We start from the raw sequence: 16964 nt of genomic DNA on the forward strand, positions 1-16964 counted from the left end.
AGAGGAAGTCACGTAAACCATGATGAAGGAAAATGCCTTTCAAGTAAGTATTCTAGCCAGCGGAAGCTCAGGAAATTCGCTCTATATCGAAAGCAATAAAAAGCGGATCTTAGTGGATGCCGGTTTGAGCGGCAAGAAGATCACTTCATTATTGGATGAAGTAGGGCGGAAACCAGAAGACTTGGACGCCATTCTTGTGACCCACGAACATCGAGATCATATCCACGGTGTCGGAGTACTGGCGCGAAAATACAAACTTGATGTCTATGCGAATACAAAAACATGGCAAGCGATGGATCCAATGATCGGTAACGTCGCTGTCGAACAAAAACATATCTTTGAAATGGGAAAAGTGCTGACCTTGGGTGACTTGGACATTGAAAGCTTTGGCGTCTCTCACGATGCTGCAGCGCCGCAATTTTATCGTTTCCATAAAGACGGCAAATCATTCGTGATGTTGACGGACACCGGTTATTGCAGCGATCATGTGCGAGGCATTATCAAAGGCGCCGATGCGTACCTTGTGGAAAGCAACCATGACCTAGAAATGCTGCGAATGGGCCCTTACCCATGGAGCCTCAAACAGCGAATTCTTGGAGATCGTGGTCACTTATCGAATGAAGATGGCGCTCTGGTCATGACGGATATCTTGACCGACAATACCAAACGGGTCTATCTTGGTCATTTAAGTAAAGAAAACAACTTGAAAGAGTTGGCGCACTTAACGATGGTCAACACCATGAAAGAACATGATCTAGGTGTTGGAGAAACATTTGAAGTCTATGATACCGATCCTGACAAAGCGACGGAGTTATTTGCAATCTAATCGATCAACAAAGGATAAAATTGTCGGGTGGAGGCAGCAGGTATGTTTGATGAAGAAAAAATCAAGCGTCTGAACGAGCTTGAAATGGCTGTTTATAAGTACATTGTCCAGCATTTTGAAGAGATCGATCAACTGACGATCCGCGAATTGTCAGCTGCATGCCATGTCTCGACCTCGACGATTTTACGATGTATCACGAAATTAGGCTATCGCGGGTATTCAGAGTTAAAGTATGCGATCTGTCAAAAAAAGGAACAAGATGCACGAGCGTTTGATCTTTTCTATGATGCAACGATCCAAGTCAATACATTCTTAAAAAAAGTCAATAATGAAGATTACCGTAAGTTTATCCAGCCAGCGGTAGAACTGATTCTTTCCGCACGCCATGTGGCGTTTTCAGGTATCGGCACAAGTGGCATTCTTGGCACCTATGGCAGCCGCTATTTTGCTAATTTAGGCATCAATGCCTATAGCATCGTCGATCCCTTTTTGCCAGTACCGCCTCGTGGGATGGAAAATACGTTAGCGATCATTTTATCAGTTTCGGGGGAAACCATTCAAATGATCAAGCAAACGGAGGACTTCAAACGGTATGGGGCAAAAGTACTCAGCATCACCAATGATGAAAAATCGACGATCGCCCAAATGGCAGATTACAATATTTCCTACTATATGCCCGTCGTCAGTGGGGGAAAAGAAGTCGATTTGAACCTGACGACGCAAGTCCCAGTGATTACACTGATCGAACTTTTAGCCCATCAAGTCTACAAGCAAATCTAAGTGATCGTAAAAAAACAGCTTCGGCTGTTTTTTTTGTTGGAACATGTTTCATAACTTAGAAAAGCTATAGGCAAGGGGAATATTATCTATTAAGATTTATTTGTAAGCGAATTCACTGGCCGGTGGATGGAATTTTATTTTAGGAGTGATGTGAGATGAACGAATGGATCAATGAGAAATTATTACCCCCAATATTAAAATTTGTCAATACGAAAGCAATCACTGCATTAAGAAACGGTATGCTCTATACGATGCCCTTTTCAATCGTAGGATCGATTTTCCTACTATTAGCAAACTTTCCCGTCCAGTCGATTGCGGATTGGGTAACGAATAGCGGCTTAGGTGAATACTTCAACCAAGCCTATGGCGCCTCTTTTGCAATTATGGCCTTTTTCGCCGTAATGGGCATCGCCTATTCATATGTAAAAGCAGAAGGTTACGAAGGACTCCCTGCAGGAATGATTGGTTTAGTTATTTTCTTATTAACTATGGAGTCAAGTGTGACGGATGCTGAAGCAAATGTGACCATCGCAAATGTCATTGATAAGACGTGGACCGGTGGACAAGGAATGATCAGTGCCATCTTAGTGGGACTTTTTGTGGGTTGGGGTTATACGTGGTTCTTGAAACGCGACATCCGAATCAAACTGCCAGAGCAAGTACCCACCAATGTCGCAAACTCATTTACAGCATTGATTCCAGCCGCTGTTTTGACGACCATCGCATTAGGCATTTATATTTTCTTTGATAAAGTTTTTCAAACAACCGTGGTCGAATGGATCTACACCGTGATTCAAAGTCCAATGCAAGGGGTGACGGATTCCCTTGGTGGCGCAATGATGCTAGGCTTCTTAGTGCCATTCTTGTGGTTCTTTGGGGTTCATGGTTCGACGATCGTGGGCGGGATCATGGGACCAATTTTACAAGCCAATTCATTAGCCAATACGGCTATTCTTGAATCTGGTAAAGCATTGACATTAGAAAATGGCGGACACATCGTGACCCAGCAGTTTTTGGATCAATTTATGACGGTAACTGGCGCAGGAATGACGATTGGGATCGTGCTATACATGGTGGCTTTTGCCCGTTCGGCGCAGTTCAAACAATTAGGACGTCTTTCCTTGATACCGGCATTCTTTAATATCAATGAACCAATTATTTTTGCGACACCGATCGTCATGAACCCAATCATGGTATTACCATTTATTTTGACACCGATGGTTTCAGGCGTGATCACGTATTTTGCACTTTATACCGGTATCGTACCGCTATTTACTGCTGTGCAAGTTCCCTGGACGACCCCGCCGATCATTTCAGGTTTTCTAGTAGGTGGCATTCGGACCGCTATTTTACAATTTGTTGTTTTAGCAATCGGCTTCTTTATTTACTATCCTTTCATTCGTAAAGTCGATAGTTTGAACTATAAACAAGAAACAGAGATCGTTTAATACCAAGGAAGCAGGTTGAATAGAAATGAATAAACTAAGAAGCGATTTTTTATGGGGTGGCGCAGTCGCTGCTCACCAATTGGAAGGCGGCTATCGTGCGGGTGGAAAAGGCGTGAGTGTCGCTGATGTCATGACTGTCGGAGGCAACGGAATTCCTCGCCGAATCACGGAAGGTATCCAACCGGGCGAAAGCTATCCCAATCATGAAGCGATCGATTTTTATCATCGGTATCCTGAAGACATCAAGCTTTTTGCCGAATTAGGGTTGAAGTGCTTCCGAACATCGATTGCCTGGACCCGTATTTTTCCAAAGGGGGATGAGCGCGAGCCGAATGAGGAAGGCCTGGCCTTTTATGATCAATTATTCGATGAGTGTTTACGCTATGGCATTGAGCCAGTCATTACCCTGTCTCACTTTGAAATGCCTTATCATTTAGTGACCGAATACGGAGGTTGGCGTAACCGTAAATTGATCGATTTGTTTGTCCGCTTTGCAGAAGTTTGTTTTACGCGCTATCAAAAGAAAGTGAAGTATTGGATGACCTTCAATGAAATCAATAATCAAGCAAACTATAAAGAAGATTTTGCGCCATTTACCAATTCTGGTCTGTTCTTTACGGAAGGAGAAGACCGAGAAAAAGTCATGTACCAAGCAGCTCATTACGAGCTCGTTGCCAGTGCAAAAGCGGTGGCGCTAGGACATGCGATCAATCCTGCGTTTCAAATCGGATCGATGATCGCGATGTGCCCAATCTATCCGTATTCTTGCGATCCCAAAGACATGATGGCAGCCACGGTGGCCATGCAACGGCGCTATTGGTTTTCAGATGTTCATGCCCGTGGGCACTATCCGAGTTATATGCGCAGCTATTTTGAAAGAAAACAATTTGATTTAGATATCACCCCTGAAGATGAAGCAGCTTTGGCGAAAGGTTGTGTTGACTACATTGGTTTTAGCTACTATATGTCATTTGCGATCAAAGGCAAGGAGAATGATCCAACCTATGACTATGATGAGAGCCAAGATCTGGTGGGCAATCCTTATGTCGATGCTTCTGAATGGGGCTGGCAGATTGATCCCGTAGGCTTGCGCTATGCCATGAACTGGTTTAACGAACGCTACGAATTGCCGCTTTTCATTGTAGAAAATGGCTTTGGTGCGGTGGATACGGTGGAAGAGGATGGACAGATCCACGATGACTACCGTATTGACTACCTAAAAGCCCATATCGAAATGATGAAAGAAGCAGTAGCTTATGATGGCGTCGACTTATTAGGTTATACACCGTGGGGCATCATTGACTTGGTTTCTGCGGGGACAGGGGAAATGAAGAAACGCTATGGTGTGATCTATGTGGACAAAGACAATGAAGGAAATGGAACCCTTGCTCGTCGGAAGAAAGATTCATTTGCATGGTATCAGCAAGTGATTGCGTCCAATGGCACGAAGGTCTAAAGAAAAAAACGTTACGCAAAATTTCTGCGTAGCGTTTTTTCTTTAGGGCATTTGGATATAGCCGTAATGAAGCAATAACTGAATAATAATAACTAAAGTGTTCATTCCCACATGGGTGATCATGGAAGTCCAAATACTGCCGGTCAAAGCATAAAGCCCAGAAAAGAACAGTCCTAAGAAAATATAGACTAAGAGATGATTGTCATTGTGGGCAAAGGCAAAGGCTACGGCGCTGACCACTACACCGACCCAAACATTGCTGTATTTCCCAATGATGCCAACTAAGGCTCTGCGGAAGACAAATTCCTCCATAATTGGCCCACCGACCATTGCTGCGAGAGCAAAGAGTGGGTTTTGCACCACGATGGCAATAATGTTTTCGGTATTTTGCGAAGCGCTGACTTCTCCGAAAAAGGATTCGATAAAGATGGCTAGATTTTGCAACAAAATCGCTGCGACAATGCCGGTTAGCCCGTAAATAAGAATCGCTGAGACTTTGGTTTTTTTGTGTTCAAACGATAGCGGTTCTGTTTGTTTGAAATACAAGAAAAACATGATCGCTGCACCAGCTAAGTAACCGATCGTTGTTGCTGCTACTTGATGTCCGCTAGGGACGAAGGCGATCGGTAGAAAAAAGACGATGCCGTAAGTAAGAATCGTGGACAAAGAATATTTTGATAAAGACATAGTTGTTTCCTCACACTCCTTTGCTTCATTATAGACTAGGTTGCTTCTAGAAACAAAAAATCCTACTATATTTATCAATCAATTAGAAATGCAAAAAAAATTTAGCAAAAGGCTTGCAAAAATTTGGGAAAATGAGTAATATTGAAACTGTAAGTTAGCACTCGATACAAGAGAGTGCTAATGCTAAATTCTAAAACATTCATTGGAGGGATTTATCGTGTTAAGACCATTAGGTGATCGTGTGATTATCGAAGTCGCAAAAGAAGAAGAAAAAACTGTAGGCGGAATCGTGCTTGCATCAGCAGCAAAAGAAAAACCACAAACGGGTACCGTTATTGCAGTCGGCGAAGGACGCACGCTCGAAAACGGTGAAAAAGCTCCTGTTGCTGTCAACGTTGGCGAACAAGTAATGTTCGAAAAATACGCTGGCACAGAAGTGAAATATGAAGGAACAGAATATTTGATCGTTGCTGCAAAAGATATCATTGCAGTAGTAGAATAAGAAAAATAAAAAATACTTGAGGTGATGAAATCATGGCAAAAGAAATCAAATTTGCAGAAGACGCACGCGCAGCAATGCTTCGTGGGGTAGATAAATTAGCAGATACAGTAAAAGTAACCTTAGGCCCTAAAGGTCGTAACGTGGTTTTAGAAAAATCTTACGGTTCACCATTGATCACAAATGACGGTGTAACGATCGCTAAAGAAATCGAATTAGAAGATCATTTTGAAAACATGGGCGCAAAACTTGTTTCTGAAGTCGCTTCAAAAACAAACGATATCGCTGGTGACGGAACAACGACTGCTACGTTATTGACACAAGCAATCGTTCGTGAAGGATTGAAAAATGTCACCGCTGGTGCGAACCCATTGGGTATTCGTCGTGGGATCGAAATGGCAACAAAAGTGGCTGTAGAAGAGCTACACAACATTTCATCAATCGTTGATTCAAAAGAAGCAATCGCACAAGTTGGTGCTGTTTCTTCTGGTAGTGAAAAAGTTGGTCAATACATCGCTGATGCAATGGAAAAAGTCGGCAATGACGGTGTTATCACTATTGAAGAATCAAAAGGGATCGAAACAGAATTAGATGTTGTGGAAGGAATGCAATTTGATCGTGGTTACTTATCACAATACATGGTAACTGACAACGATAAAATGGAAGCAGCGTTAGAAAATCCATACATCTTGATCACTGACAAAAAAATCTCTAACATCCAAGATATCTTGCCATTGTTAGAACAAATCTTACAACAATCAAAACCATTATTGATCATCGCTGATGACGTTGATGGCGAAGCATTACCAACACTTGTATTGAACAAAATCCGTGGAACATTCAATGTTGTTGCAGTGAAAGCACCAGGATTTGGTGATCGTCGTAAAGCAATGCTAGAAGACATTGCGATCTTAACTGGTGGTACAGTGATCACTGAAGACTTAGGTCTTGAGCTGAAAGATGCAACCATCGATAACTTAGGTCAAGCAAGCAAAGTGGTTGTGGATAAAGACAACACAACAATCGTTGAAGGTGCTGGTGAAAAAGAAGCAATTGACGCACGCGTTCAATTGATCAAAAACCAAATCGCTGATACAACTTCTGACTTTGACCGTGAAAAACTACAAGAACGCTTAGCAAAACTTGCTGGGGGGGTTGCTGTGATCAAAGTTGGGGCACCAACTGAAACTGAATTGAAAGAATTGAAATTACGTATTGAAGATGCATTGAATGCAACACGTGCCGCTGTTGAAGAAGGCATGGTCTCAGGTGGGGGAACTGCCTTAGTGAATGTCATCAACAAAGTTGCAGAAATCGAAACAGATGGCGATGCAGCAACAGGTGTCAAAATCGTTTTACGTGCCTTAGAAGAACCAGTTCGTCAAATTGCTGAAAATGCAGGCTACGAAGGTTCAGTTATCATCGACAAATTGAAAAACGCTGACTTAGGCGTTGGTTTCAATGCAGCAACTGGCGAATGGGTAAACATGCTAGAAGCTGGGATCGTTGACCCAACAAAAGTGACGCGTTCTGCATTACAAAACGCAGCTTCTGTTGCCGCATTATTGTTAACAACTGAAGCAGTCGTTGCCGACAAACCAGAACCAGCAGCGCCAGCAGCTCCTGCAATGGACCCATCAATGGGTATGGGCGGCATGATGTAGTTATAATAAAAGAACCTCTATTTATAGGGGTTCTTTTGTTTGTTTATTATTAATTTTATATAAAAGGGGCAAAAAAGGGGCAAATTACAAGTTGTTTAATCTATCGATAACTTGTAATTTTGATTTTTTGGTTACATGATTATAGATTGATAAAGTCGTGTTAGCATCTGAATGTCCGACTCTTTCCATTATAGTTTTTAAAGGAAGGTTTAGTTCAGCTAGTAAAGAAATATGACTATGTCTGAATATGTGAGAGGATAAGTTTTTATCCCATTTAAGTTCGTCCTGTACCCGATGTAGTACCATATTAAAGCTATGGAGAGACAGCGGAGTACCTCTAGACGATTTAAATATATAGTCCTCATTACTTTGGGAGCCGAATACTAAAGAGTTGTGTTCTATAACTTCATTCACAATTTTTACTGCCCTATTAGGCAGAGAAACTATTCTTTTAGAATAGATATTCTTAGGTGAAGTTTTTACAGCATCTTTCATTTTTAAGAAAGAATAGTCCAATGTGCCGTTAATATCCAAAGCATTCCCGTCAAAGTCCTTTATTTGTAATGCCTGTAACTCTCCGTATCTTAGGCCGGTTAAATATAACAATTCTGCAATGTTAGCGTGCAATAATCTTTTAGTAGATTTTCTCATATATACAAGCAAATCTGTCATTTCGCTTTGATCAAGGTATTTTTCTTCCATGTTCTTTTTTCTTTTTTCTTCTTCAGCTTTTTTTCTTTGAATTTTGACATTTAGCGCTAGATTTTGTTTGATATACTTTTTCTCAACAGCATAACTCAACATGATTGAAAGGGTCGTCTTGGTCTGTTTCGTATAATTCAAGGATAGGTCACCGAAAGTATACATTTTTTCTGTAATACTACGAATCATATTCTCGTCGATATTTCGAACTAGAACATCGTCAGATATAACTTTTTGAATATGTTTTATCATCTTTGGAACTTTGGTCCAGCTTGTTCTTTTTACATGTTGTTGGTAATAAACAAACCACTCTTCGTAAAGCTCCTTGAAAGTGATGTCAGATTTATCATAATTACTCAAAGCTTCCGCTATTTTTTTGTCTAATATTTTCTGTGCATTCTTCCAGGCTCTGGAAGAATCACTTGTTAGAACAGTACTTGTCTTTTTCCATTTTTCGGTATAGGGATCTTTGTATCTTTCTATAAACTTATATCTTCCGTTGCCTAAAGATTCGCTCCACATTGTGTGTACCTCAATTCTTTGTTACAATAGGCATGACTAAATAAGCCTATCGTTTATTTTGTTTTGCACGCCTGTCTTTGGTCGGAGGGGCGTGTTTTTTTCTTTACTCGTAATAGCCTTGTTCGATAGCTTCTAATGTTTGAATTTCACCAGATGTTAATTCTCTATCTTGAATACTTTTTATTTCATTATATATACGTCTTGCATTTTCAGAAGTTCCTTCAGGCAATGTTGTTTGCTCAGCTTGACTACCATTAAATGAATCTTCATATTGACCGGAACCTACTACATAAGTTTCGTTTTCACTAGCTCTGACTGCTTCTTCCCAATCCTCGGCTGTCCAGCCTTCAGCCTTTGCTTTTTTCCACTCAGCTTCACCTTCTTGCCAGCTTGCTGGCATATCGGAAAGGCCTTCGTTATAGGAACTATCTTCATTGGGATTATTTGTATTGGCTAAAGATTTTGTTTCTTCAGGCTTTTCTAATTCAGTCAAATCAATTTCATAAATACCTATTTCTTTATCTTCATACATAGCTATCATTTTAACTGGGAAATCTAAGTTATCCAGAGAGTAAGTCTCTATTATGTCCACGGTTTTATCGGGTAACAGTTCATCAGAACGAGAGTTTTCTTTATCAACTTGCTCATTATATGATTCGACATCATCTGTTGATCCAAATGCATCTAAGCTATAGTAGGTATTATCGAGATCAACCTCAGAAGTTTCATTCTCTTGCTTAAATAAAACGTAATCATTAATAATATCAATAGGTGTGATATTGTTATCTGAAGTATTCTTTAATGAATACGTTATATATAACCCATAGCCATCTTCAGACGGACTTTTAACTATTTCAGAATTTTTATAAGTAAGTTCAAACTCGTCAGTAATGATTTTCCCATATTCGAAGTCAGCTTTCTGTTCTTCAGAAACAGAAGTCGTTTGAGAAGTTGTATCAGTTGGGGGAGTTGTACTTTCTTCATTATTAGAACATCCGGTCATTATTAAACCAACAAACAATAAGCACGGTACGACTTTTTTCATCTTCTTTCCTCATTTCTTTGATATAATATATTTGTACTATCTCAGAAATGAGTAACCCTTATCGAAGCTGGTCCTTTGATAGGGGTATTTTTATCTAGCATATTTAACATCGTAGCCCATCCCAATACTAAATTCTTCTATTAATTGACTATAATTATAAATGTCATCGTATTCGCTGGTGAAGTAGCTTATCATAAATCTATCTGCAGCATATTCCATTTTCGACTTTAAGACAAATGAGAGTTTATAAAGCTCGTAATTATCTTGATCTTCACAAGCATGCCCTAATTCATGAAGTAAAGCCTTCTTCGTATCAAAATCATTTAACTTACTATTCAATACAATTATATTTACAATTGGTAGATATTTCCCATGATCTTCCAAAAATTCATCATAAACTATTGTTATGTTCAACTTTTCAACAATTTCTAAAATCTGAGCATCCAAACAAACACCCTCTTATATTTTTCCGTCCAAGTATGCTTTTGCAATCCTCTCTAAAACTTGACGGTCATTTTCCGAAACTTCTTTACCGTTATAACTCATAACAGATTTCAAAGCTTCTTCTATGGTCATTTCTTTTTGTTTTTCGGACATTCCCATGTGTGGGTTGTCTGTCCTTCCTAAAAGGTAATCTGTCGATACGTGAAAGTAGTTTGCAATAAGCTCTAAAGTCTCAGCTTTTGGACTACTCGTTCTCCACTGATAGATAGCATTTTTAGATAATCCATTATCTTCTGCAACTCGATTTAAACTTTTCCCCTGTTTTTTTGCAAGTTCTGAAACCCTTTCAAATAAACTCATTTTCAACCATCCTTCTTGCAAATGAGTTATTTTTCCCAAAGTATAATAAAAAACGCTTTACAATTATAAAGTTATGGGATAATATTAGCTCATAAGCAAATTAAATACGCTAATAAATACAGAAAGACACTTATATTTATTAAAAACAATCGAGGTCGGGAAACTAAGAATGTTTAATATATAGGTATTATTCCGTCTTTTTATTAACCATAAACCAATATTATAAAACTTTGGGATTGATGTCAACTATTTTAGCGTATTTTGTTCGCTTTATTAAAAAAAGGAGGTGTGGGTATGTCTAAAGATTTCATCGTTAAAGTTAGGGTTGAGTTAGCACGGTACGATAAAACACAAAATTGGCTTGCTGAGACAATTGGAATTTCGAAAACATATATGTCTGACATTATGAATGGTCGACGTAAACCGGATAAACAAATAAAACCAATCGAAACAGCTCTAGAACAACTTAAGAATTCACATTAGAAAGGAATGTAAATATGAAAAAACCAACTATTCCGGAATTAATCAAAATGGCTACGGATAAGACTTCGATTTCTGAATGGGATAGGCGTGAGGATTTAATGATTCGTTTCAATGGGTTATCTCGTACTACTTTAAATACGTATCAAAAAGAGATGGAGAGTATTCCTGAATTCAAAGAGGGGGTTTTAAAACCAACCCATAGCGTAACTTGGATTCATCTTGGAACATTCCTTTGGTATTTGAAATGGAAAGAAGCTAACCGTTATAGATCAAAAAAGTTGAAACCTTCAGAGGTAGCATAAAGAGGAGGAAGCAAAATGAGCACACCGCAAATTTTCAATTTCGAAAAAAACGAAGTTCGAACATTTTTAGTGAATGATGAGCCGTATTTTGTTGGTAAAGACGTTGCAAGTGTTTTGGGTTATTCAAATACGCCAAAAGCAATTAGAGATCATGTAGATGAGGAAGATAAAACGCAGAACGAATCGTTCACCGTTAATGGAACAGCATTAATGCTAATAAATGAATCGGGGCTATACAGCTTAATACTTAAATCCAAGCTACCAAATGCAAGAAAGTTCAAACGTTGGGTAACGAGTGAAGTCCTTCCAACAATCAGAAAAACAGGTAGCTACACAAACGTTCCTCAAAGTTTCGCTCAGGCATTGCGACTAGCAGCTGACCTAGAAGAAAAGAACCAACTGCTCGAACAGCAAATCGCTGAATATGAACCGAAAATCAGTTACCTAGATATGATCCTGTCATCAACTGATACAGTAGCAACTTCTCAAATCGCAGCAGATTACGGAATGTCGGCAATCGCACTGAATAAATTGCTTAATGAGTTAGGTGTTCAGCATAAAGTCAGTGGTCAATGGATTCTGTACCGCAAACACATGAACCAAGGATACACAAAATCGCACACAAGCGAGATTCCAAAAGCTGATGGCGGCGTAAAAGTTGTGATGAATACTAAATGGACGCAAAAAGGTCGTGTCTTCATTTACAACTTATTAACTGCAGAGGGTTACTATCCTCAAATGGATCTACTAGATTAAAAATAACCCCCACACGGAAGGAGGGGCTTAGTCTTATTACTATTTCACTTGTTTGGTTTGATAAGTATTTTGCAAAGAATCGAAACAACTAGCATAAGAGTTATGGGTGAGGTGACACCATTAATTACACCAGAAGCCATTGCAAAAATAGTTTGGTAAATAAAGCCAGAAAGTTCATTATAAAATGTCTGTTTATTTAGAAGCACATCTAAGAAAGAAGGGTCGATATCTTGATTTATAACTTTTTCTTCGTGTTCGGAATCTTGAGTTTTATTAGATACCAACTCACTTTTATCACTTATTTCTTGATTGTCCTTGAGCAACGTAGGGGACATCGAATTAAGATAATTTCGAATCTCATTGGATTCTTGAATGTTCTGATTGGCAATAAATTCCGACGCTAACAACAAACTTTCTTTTTCCTCTTTTGTAAAATCTTGTTTCTCTTTCAACTCAACTAATCTGTAGTCTAAACTAGTAAGTTGAGTTTCGATCGGACCATCATTTTTGAGTTCATCGGGAGTAGTAATACCGCTATAAAATTTCTTTACATCTGGGATTAAGGAACGAATCTTGTCGTAATGTTCAGTTGCTACTTTCACATTTTCAGTAGCAGCATTCATTATCTTAACATGTGGAGCAATCACTTCTTCAAATTGTCGGATTTGTTCTAAGGCAGGCTCAATAATTTTCTTTCGTTCTTCTAAGTAAGAATTAAATGTTTCGAGATTAAATCCATCCACATTAACACCACCAGTTTTTAACAATTATACCAAAGGAGGAACAGCATGAAAATCACTATCTCAATAGAAACAAACGGATCGACAATGCAGCATACCGTATCAACAAAAGAAGAAGCGCTCGCTTTGATCGATCGATACTTCAAGGAGGAAAAACTATGATTAAGAAATTTTGCATCTGGTATTTACGAATCACTGAAACACCGGTATTTCTCAATTTAGAAACGGTGGATGGGGACATCAATCTTGCCGCAAAAAAAGGACCGGTTTTCCTAAGTGCGGATACTGGCCCCTATGGAGTATTCCTTAATTACAAAAGCAAAAGGAAGGTGAGACGGTATGACTAGGGCAGAAGCTTTGCGCATCGGTAAAGTCATTGCTGATCGCATGTATGAGATTGAAAAGCCATCTATTTTAGCTAAACAACATATCGAACGAATGAAACAAAAAAAGAGACTCAGCCGACCAAAGCATTGAGTCACAAACAAAATGTATTTAAGGAGAGTGTAACATGGATCAATTTGACAGTCTAGGGGCAAAACAGTTGTCAACTGATGAACCGGATCCGATTGCGTTTGATTGGCGTGGAAATCCTCTTTTCCAAGGTGAACTAGTATATTCCATTGATGATCAATTCATCCATGAGGATGACCTGTTGGAGTATTGCAAATCAAAACTGGGAAAGCCGGTGCCGTTATGAGTGAATTAGAACTGACTTTTAATCAGAAACTGATAAAAATCCAAGCGGAATTAAAGGTCCCGAAAAGTAATTACAGCGACTTCGGAGGATACAACTTCCGAAACGCAGAAGATATTTTGAAAGCAGTAAAGCCACATAATCAAAACCATGGTCTTTTGTTAACTTTGACAGATATGCCCATTTTTATGGATGGTCGCTTTTATATCAAAGCTACTGCAACCCTAACTGATGGAAAGGATTTATTGCAGGTGGAAGCATATGCTCGAGAAGCTGATGCGAAACCCAAAATGGATGATAGCCAAGTAACAGGATCGGCATCTTCATATGCTCGTAAATACGCATTACAAGGATTGTACTTGATTGATGATGGGAGTTGATTCGGATTCATTACCAAATGATGAGGGCGACAATGAGAGTCAAATGCGGACAGAATTCACTAATTACTTCAATCAATATGTTCAAGAAGTTGCAAATATATCTGGCACTGATCCTAAAATCATTGCAGCGAACATTCTAGGTAAACATGATTACGACAGTTTGGATCAGGTGACACCAGATTTTTACCAACAAATCATCGGTTACACAAAAGTGATGGTCAAAAAAGCCGAACAGAAAACAAAATCGAATAATAAACCTGTAGCAGATCCTAAGCCACAGCAAGAAACTAAATCTTTTACATGGGGGAAATAGCGAATGAATGAATTAATCAAAACAGACACAACAATTCAGATTGACTATACACCAAGTACCATTGAAATCAAAAATGAAGCAGAGCTTGAAGCGCTTGTTGAAAATACGGCCAATCATTACAAAAGCTTGACCTTTAGTGAAGGAGATATCCAAGGAGCTAAAGATGCACGGTCGTCTCTGAATAACATTATTAAGTTGCTGGAAGAAAAACGAAAAGAAGTAAAAAACGGATATTCTGAGCCGTTAAAAGCATTTGAAGCCAAGATCAAAACATTTGTTGATCAGATGGAAACTGCCAAAGAAGGAATTTCTCAGAGCCTCGAAAAGTTCGAAACTAAAGAACGTGATTCCCGATTGCAGAAAGTGAAAGAAAAAATAGAGGATCTGTGCAATGCATTAGGTGTCGATCAAAGTGAAATTGAAATTCCTGATAGATGGACAAATAAAGGCGCCTTTACTGCTGCAAAGGGTGAATTAACAAAAGCGATCAGTAAAGAAATCACAGATACCATCAACGAAATCGTGGCTAAAAAACAAACTTTAGCAGCGAACAAACAAGCAGTTGAAAGCTATGCGCAGGCCGTTGGCTTAGAATCATCCTCTTGGGTCCGTTGGATTGATCAAGGTCATGAATTGCAAGAAGTCTTTGATCAAATCAATCAAGTTGTTGCTGAACAAAAAGAAAAGCTTGCCAAAGCAGCAGCTATCATCGAAAAAGTTGAGAAACAAGAACATGTTCCATCAGTACCAATTGATCGAGAAACTGGGGAAATTATTGAGGAGCCTATCCGAGAAAAGAAAGTACCAGTACAAGGCAACGTGGTAACGCTGAAACTCAAAGGCTCAGATGAACAATTTAGTCTATTAAATCAAAGTATTGTGCAATTAGGGATCGAAGTTGTCGATGTGATTGAGTGATGCTAGCAAAGATTCTAATGCAAAAGGGGAACAGATTTCTACTGGAAGTTGACGAGGATGTGAATCCTGAACACCTTGAAACGATCCGACGGGGACAAGAGGGATTCGCAGAAATCCAGTTTATAGATAATGATCCCAGAAGTGCGAAGCAAAATGCGTTGTCTCATTCATTGATCAAAGATATTGCTGAGAGTGAAAATATTCCACGCTATGAAGCAAAAGAGAAAATGCGAAACATCTATCAAAACACCTACGATTGTGAATTCAGCCATGCGGAAGCTACAAAATCAGAGATGAACCAATGGATTGACTTTCTAATCGAATACGTTGTTGCAGAAGGAGTTCAGTTGCCAAGGCGCTATAACTACCTTCTGGAACACGACAGTTTCTTCTACTTCTGCTGCAAATACCGTAAGTGTGCAGTAACTGGTCAATCAGGAGCGCAGATCCACCATGTAACGGCAGTAGGGAATCGCCACAGGGACAAGGTCGATCATCGAAAGTTTCCGTTTGTTGCTTTGAGTTGGAAATACCACAATATCGCTCACAAATTGGGTCAAGAAGAGTTTATCCAAAAATATCAAATCAAACCAGTCTACTTAGACCAAGAGGCATTGATCAAGATCGGAATTATGAGCAATGCCCAGATCATGCGATTTGATGAAGAATACAAAACAGAGGATTTATTCAAAAAAGCTACAAAGGAGGTATAACGTGGCAATTCACAGAAGTTACTTTGCGATCATACCGGCAAGCGTTAGATATGACAACAGGTTGATACCCAGTGCGAAACTTCTGTATGGCGAGATAACCGCTTTATCAAATGAAAGAGGCTATTGCTGGGCAAGTAATGATTATTTCGCCCAATTATACGGAGTTAGCAAAACAACAATAAAATCATGGCTTAAATCTCTTGAAGATAATGGTCACATCAATCGAATAGTAAAGTACAAAAATGGCAGTAAAGAAATTGAAAATCGCTGGATTAGCATTAGTACCCCTAGGCAAGAAAACTTACCTACCCCAGTAGGGAATCTTACCGACCCTAGGCAAGAAAACTTACTTACCCCTAGGTCGGAAATCTGTCCAGATAATAATACATCTATTAATAATACATTTAATAATACAAATAAAGAAGAAGTTGAAACTTCTCCTGTGAAGTATTCTACCGAACACTTCACGCTTGCTTCGAAGCTAAAAAATAATTTGATTAATGATTTTCCAAAAGAAATGAAAAAAGCCAACTTGGAAAATTGGGCAGATGTTATCCGCCTTATGGAGGAAAAGGATGATCGTACTATCAAACAAATTGAGTATGTGATCAATTGGCTTCCTTCAAGTGAGTTTTGGTTTGGCAATATCAGAAGCGCTAAAAAGCTGAGAGAAAAATTTGACAGTCTCAAGTTTGAGATAAAAAAAGAAACAAGTAACCAAAAGCGAATAAAGAAACCTTTTATTCGAGAAGAACCATTGCCTGAAAGATTTGTTAATCCTGAACCGGAGCCTGAAATTGATCCTGAACGTCAAGCGGAAATAAATGCCAAGGTTCAAGCTTATCTAAACAAAAAGGGAGGCGGTTAGATGAATAAAGAAAAAAGACTTGAAAAAAAGATTCGCCGGCAGCGGATGGTGTACCTTGCAGAAAAAGTCGATCTCGAAAAAGACCCAGATGCCAAAAAGGAATGGGAAAAGCTTAGTGAGGATCTCTATGAAGGTGTAAATCCTGAACAACGTTTAGTTGAGGTTCTCTATAAAGGGGATGTCATTTTTACAGGGAATAAGAAAACCGTTAGTGAGAAATGCAAGAAGTCCAAAGTCACTGTTAAAAATTTAATCCAAAGTGGGAAACCTGATAAACAAGGGCGAATTTACCGCTGGAAGGACTGACCTCCAAGGTGTCCCACCATTTCATAGGAGGTGTCCCACCTGTTGGCTACGAAGA

Annotated in this window: 24 protein-coding genes; 18 read left to right on the forward strand and 6 right to left on the reverse strand. The window is 39.2% G+C overall.

Features of this window, described 5'->3' with window-relative positions:
- Nucleotides 1-19 precede the first annotated feature (19 nt).
- The 4 genes from ACTW1R_RS03750 to ACTW1R_RS03765 all read left to right on the forward strand — a co-directional run bounded on the left by ACTW1R_RS03750 (nt 20) and on the right by ACTW1R_RS03765 (nt 4510).
- Nucleotides 20-826, forward strand: a complete 807-nt coding sequence (locus tag ACTW1R_RS03750; RefSeq protein ID WP_005231151.1) for an MBL fold metallo-hydrolase — start codon at nt 20-22, stop codon at nt 824-826.
- A gap of 42 nt (nt 827-868) precedes the next feature.
- The gene (locus tag ACTW1R_RS03755; protein WP_010747610.1) at nt 869-1606 is read left to right on the forward strand and encodes a MurR/RpiR family transcriptional regulator; all 738 of its coding nucleotides are present in this window, start codon (nt 869-871) and stop codon (nt 1604-1606) included.
- 155 nt (nt 1607-1761) lie between these two features.
- Complete coding sequence (locus ACTW1R_RS03760; RefSeq protein WP_005225288.1) at nt 1762-3054, forward strand: PTS sugar transporter subunit IIC; 1293 nt, start codon at nt 1762-1764, stop codon at nt 3052-3054.
- A gap of 25 nt (nt 3055-3079) precedes the next feature.
- Nucleotides 3080-4510, forward strand: coding sequence for a 6-phospho-beta-glucosidase (locus ACTW1R_RS03765; protein ID WP_086294638.1), 1431 nt, complete (start codon nt 3080-3082; stop codon nt 4508-4510).
- A gap of 42 nt (nt 4511-4552) precedes the next feature.
- On the opposite strand, the gene ACTW1R_RS03770 is transcribed toward ACTW1R_RS03765, so the two are convergent.
- On the reverse strand, nt 4553-5197 hold the full coding sequence (locus tag ACTW1R_RS03770) for a CPBP family intramembrane glutamic endopeptidase (RefSeq protein ID WP_005225290.1): 645 nt from the start codon (nt 5195-5197) through the stop codon (nt 4553-4555).
- A gap of 217 nt (nt 5198-5414) precedes the next feature.
- On the opposite strand from ACTW1R_RS03770, the gene groES reads away from it, so the two are divergent.
- Both groES and groL read left to right on the forward strand, forming a co-directional pair.
- Nucleotides 5415-5699: a co-chaperone GroES gene (gene groES, locus ACTW1R_RS03775; protein WP_005225291.1), complete on the forward strand. Its 285-nt coding sequence runs from the start codon at nt 5415-5417 to the stop codon at nt 5697-5699.
- Nucleotides 5700-5731: 32 nt separating this feature from the next.
- Complete coding sequence (gene groL, locus ACTW1R_RS03780; protein WP_005237384.1) at nt 5732-7360, forward strand: chaperonin GroEL; 1629 nt, start codon at nt 5732-5734, stop codon at nt 7358-7360.
- An 84-nt stretch (nt 7361-7444) separates the two neighbouring features.
- Here the strand turns inward: groL and ACTW1R_RS03785 are convergent, their stop codons facing one another.
- From ACTW1R_RS03785 to ACTW1R_RS03800, 4 genes are all read right to left on the reverse strand, one after another.
- Nucleotides 7445-8584 (reverse strand): tyrosine-type recombinase/integrase, encoded by a 1140-nt coding sequence (locus ACTW1R_RS03785; RefSeq protein WP_489927415.1) that lies wholly within the window; start codon nt 8582-8584, stop codon nt 7445-7447.
- Nucleotides 8585-8687: 103 nt separating this feature from the next.
- The gene (locus ACTW1R_RS03790; protein ID WP_489927416.1) at nt 8688-9629 is read right to left on the reverse strand and encodes a DUF5067 domain-containing protein; all 942 of its coding nucleotides are present in this window, start codon (nt 9627-9629) and stop codon (nt 8688-8690) included.
- A gap of 90 nt (nt 9630-9719) precedes the next feature.
- Nucleotides 9720-10076 (reverse strand): ImmA/IrrE family metallo-endopeptidase, encoded by a 357-nt coding sequence (locus ACTW1R_RS03795; protein ID WP_123834873.1) that lies wholly within the window; start codon nt 10074-10076, stop codon nt 9720-9722.
- A gap of 12 nt (nt 10077-10088) precedes the next feature.
- Nucleotides 10089-10433 carry a helix-turn-helix domain-containing protein gene (locus ACTW1R_RS03800; protein WP_086294642.1) on the reverse strand — a complete coding sequence of 115 codons (345 nt, stop codon included), beginning with the start codon at nt 10431-10433 and terminating at the stop codon, nt 10089-10091.
- A gap of 294 nt (nt 10434-10727) precedes the next feature.
- Here ACTW1R_RS03800 and ACTW1R_RS03805 point away from each other — a divergent pair, with 294 nt between their 5' ends.
- Genes ACTW1R_RS03805 through ACTW1R_RS03815 form a run of 3 tightly spaced genes read left to right on the forward strand, consistent with a single transcriptional unit; the run spans nt 10728 to nt 11974 of the window.
- Nucleotides 10728-10916 (forward strand): helix-turn-helix transcriptional regulator, encoded by a 189-nt coding sequence (locus ACTW1R_RS03805; protein ID WP_086294643.1) that lies wholly within the window; start codon nt 10728-10730, stop codon nt 10914-10916.
- 14 nt (nt 10917-10930) lie between these two features.
- Complete coding sequence (locus ACTW1R_RS03810; protein WP_162985197.1) at nt 10931-11218, forward strand: hypothetical protein; 288 nt, start codon at nt 10931-10933, stop codon at nt 11216-11218.
- Between the two features lie 15 nt (nt 11219-11233).
- Nucleotides 11234-11974: a phage antirepressor KilAC domain-containing protein gene (locus ACTW1R_RS03815; RefSeq protein ID WP_142963204.1), complete on the forward strand. Its 741-nt coding sequence runs from the start codon at nt 11234-11236 to the stop codon at nt 11972-11974.
- A gap of 44 nt (nt 11975-12018) precedes the next feature.
- On the opposite strand, the gene ACTW1R_RS03820 is transcribed toward ACTW1R_RS03815, so the two are convergent.
- Nucleotides 12019-12717 (reverse strand): hypothetical protein, encoded by a 699-nt coding sequence (locus ACTW1R_RS03820; RefSeq protein ID WP_421758282.1) that lies wholly within the window; start codon nt 12715-12717, stop codon nt 12019-12021.
- 155 nt (nt 12718-12872) lie between these two features.
- On the opposite strand from ACTW1R_RS03820, the gene ACTW1R_RS03825 reads away from it, so the two are divergent.
- The 9 genes from ACTW1R_RS03825 to ACTW1R_RS03865 are packed head-to-tail and all read left to right on the forward strand — an operon-like array spanning nt 12873 to nt 16909.
- On the forward strand, nt 12873-13061 hold the full coding sequence (locus tag ACTW1R_RS03825; RefSeq protein WP_142425404.1) for a hypothetical protein: 189 nt from the start codon (nt 12873-12875) through the stop codon (nt 13059-13061).
- On the forward strand, nt 13054-13191 hold the full coding sequence (locus ACTW1R_RS03830; protein WP_421758281.1) for a hypothetical protein: 138 nt from the start codon (nt 13054-13056) through the stop codon (nt 13189-13191). The genes ACTW1R_RS03825 and ACTW1R_RS03830 overlap by 8 nt, the downstream gene beginning before the upstream one ends.
- Before the next feature lie 34 nt (nt 13192-13225).
- The gene (locus tag ACTW1R_RS03835; protein ID WP_421758280.1) at nt 13226-13414 is read left to right on the forward strand and encodes a hypothetical protein; all 189 of its coding nucleotides are present in this window, start codon (nt 13226-13228) and stop codon (nt 13412-13414) included.
- On the forward strand, nt 13411-13791 hold the full coding sequence (locus ACTW1R_RS03840) for an ERF family protein (RefSeq protein ID WP_489927417.1): 381 nt from the start codon (nt 13411-13413) through the stop codon (nt 13789-13791). Before ACTW1R_RS03835 ends, ACTW1R_RS03840 begins: the two co-directional genes overlap by 4 nt.
- Nucleotides 13778-14104: a hypothetical protein gene (locus ACTW1R_RS03845; protein WP_489927418.1), complete on the forward strand. Its 327-nt coding sequence runs from the start codon at nt 13778-13780 to the stop codon at nt 14102-14104. Before ACTW1R_RS03840 ends, ACTW1R_RS03845 begins: the two co-directional genes overlap by 14 nt.
- A 3-nt stretch (nt 14105-14107) precedes the next feature.
- On the forward strand, nt 14108-15022 hold the full coding sequence (locus ACTW1R_RS03850) for a DUF1351 domain-containing protein (protein WP_489927419.1): 915 nt from the start codon (nt 14108-14110) through the stop codon (nt 15020-15022).
- A gap of 59 nt (nt 15023-15081) precedes the next feature.
- Nucleotides 15082-15735, forward strand: a complete 654-nt coding sequence (locus ACTW1R_RS03855) for a putative HNHc nuclease (protein WP_489927420.1) — start codon at nt 15082-15084, stop codon at nt 15733-15735.
- A gap of 1 nt (nt 15736) precedes the next feature.
- Complete coding sequence (locus tag ACTW1R_RS03860; protein WP_489927421.1) at nt 15737-16603, forward strand: helix-turn-helix domain-containing protein; 867 nt, start codon at nt 15737-15739, stop codon at nt 16601-16603.
- Nucleotides 16604-16909: a hypothetical protein gene (locus tag ACTW1R_RS03865; protein WP_489927422.1), complete on the forward strand. Its 306-nt coding sequence runs from the start codon at nt 16604-16606 to the stop codon at nt 16907-16909.
- The last annotated feature ends 55 nt before the right edge of the window (nt 16910-16964 follow it).

The organism is Enterococcus sp. R12 (assembly GCF_058135755.1).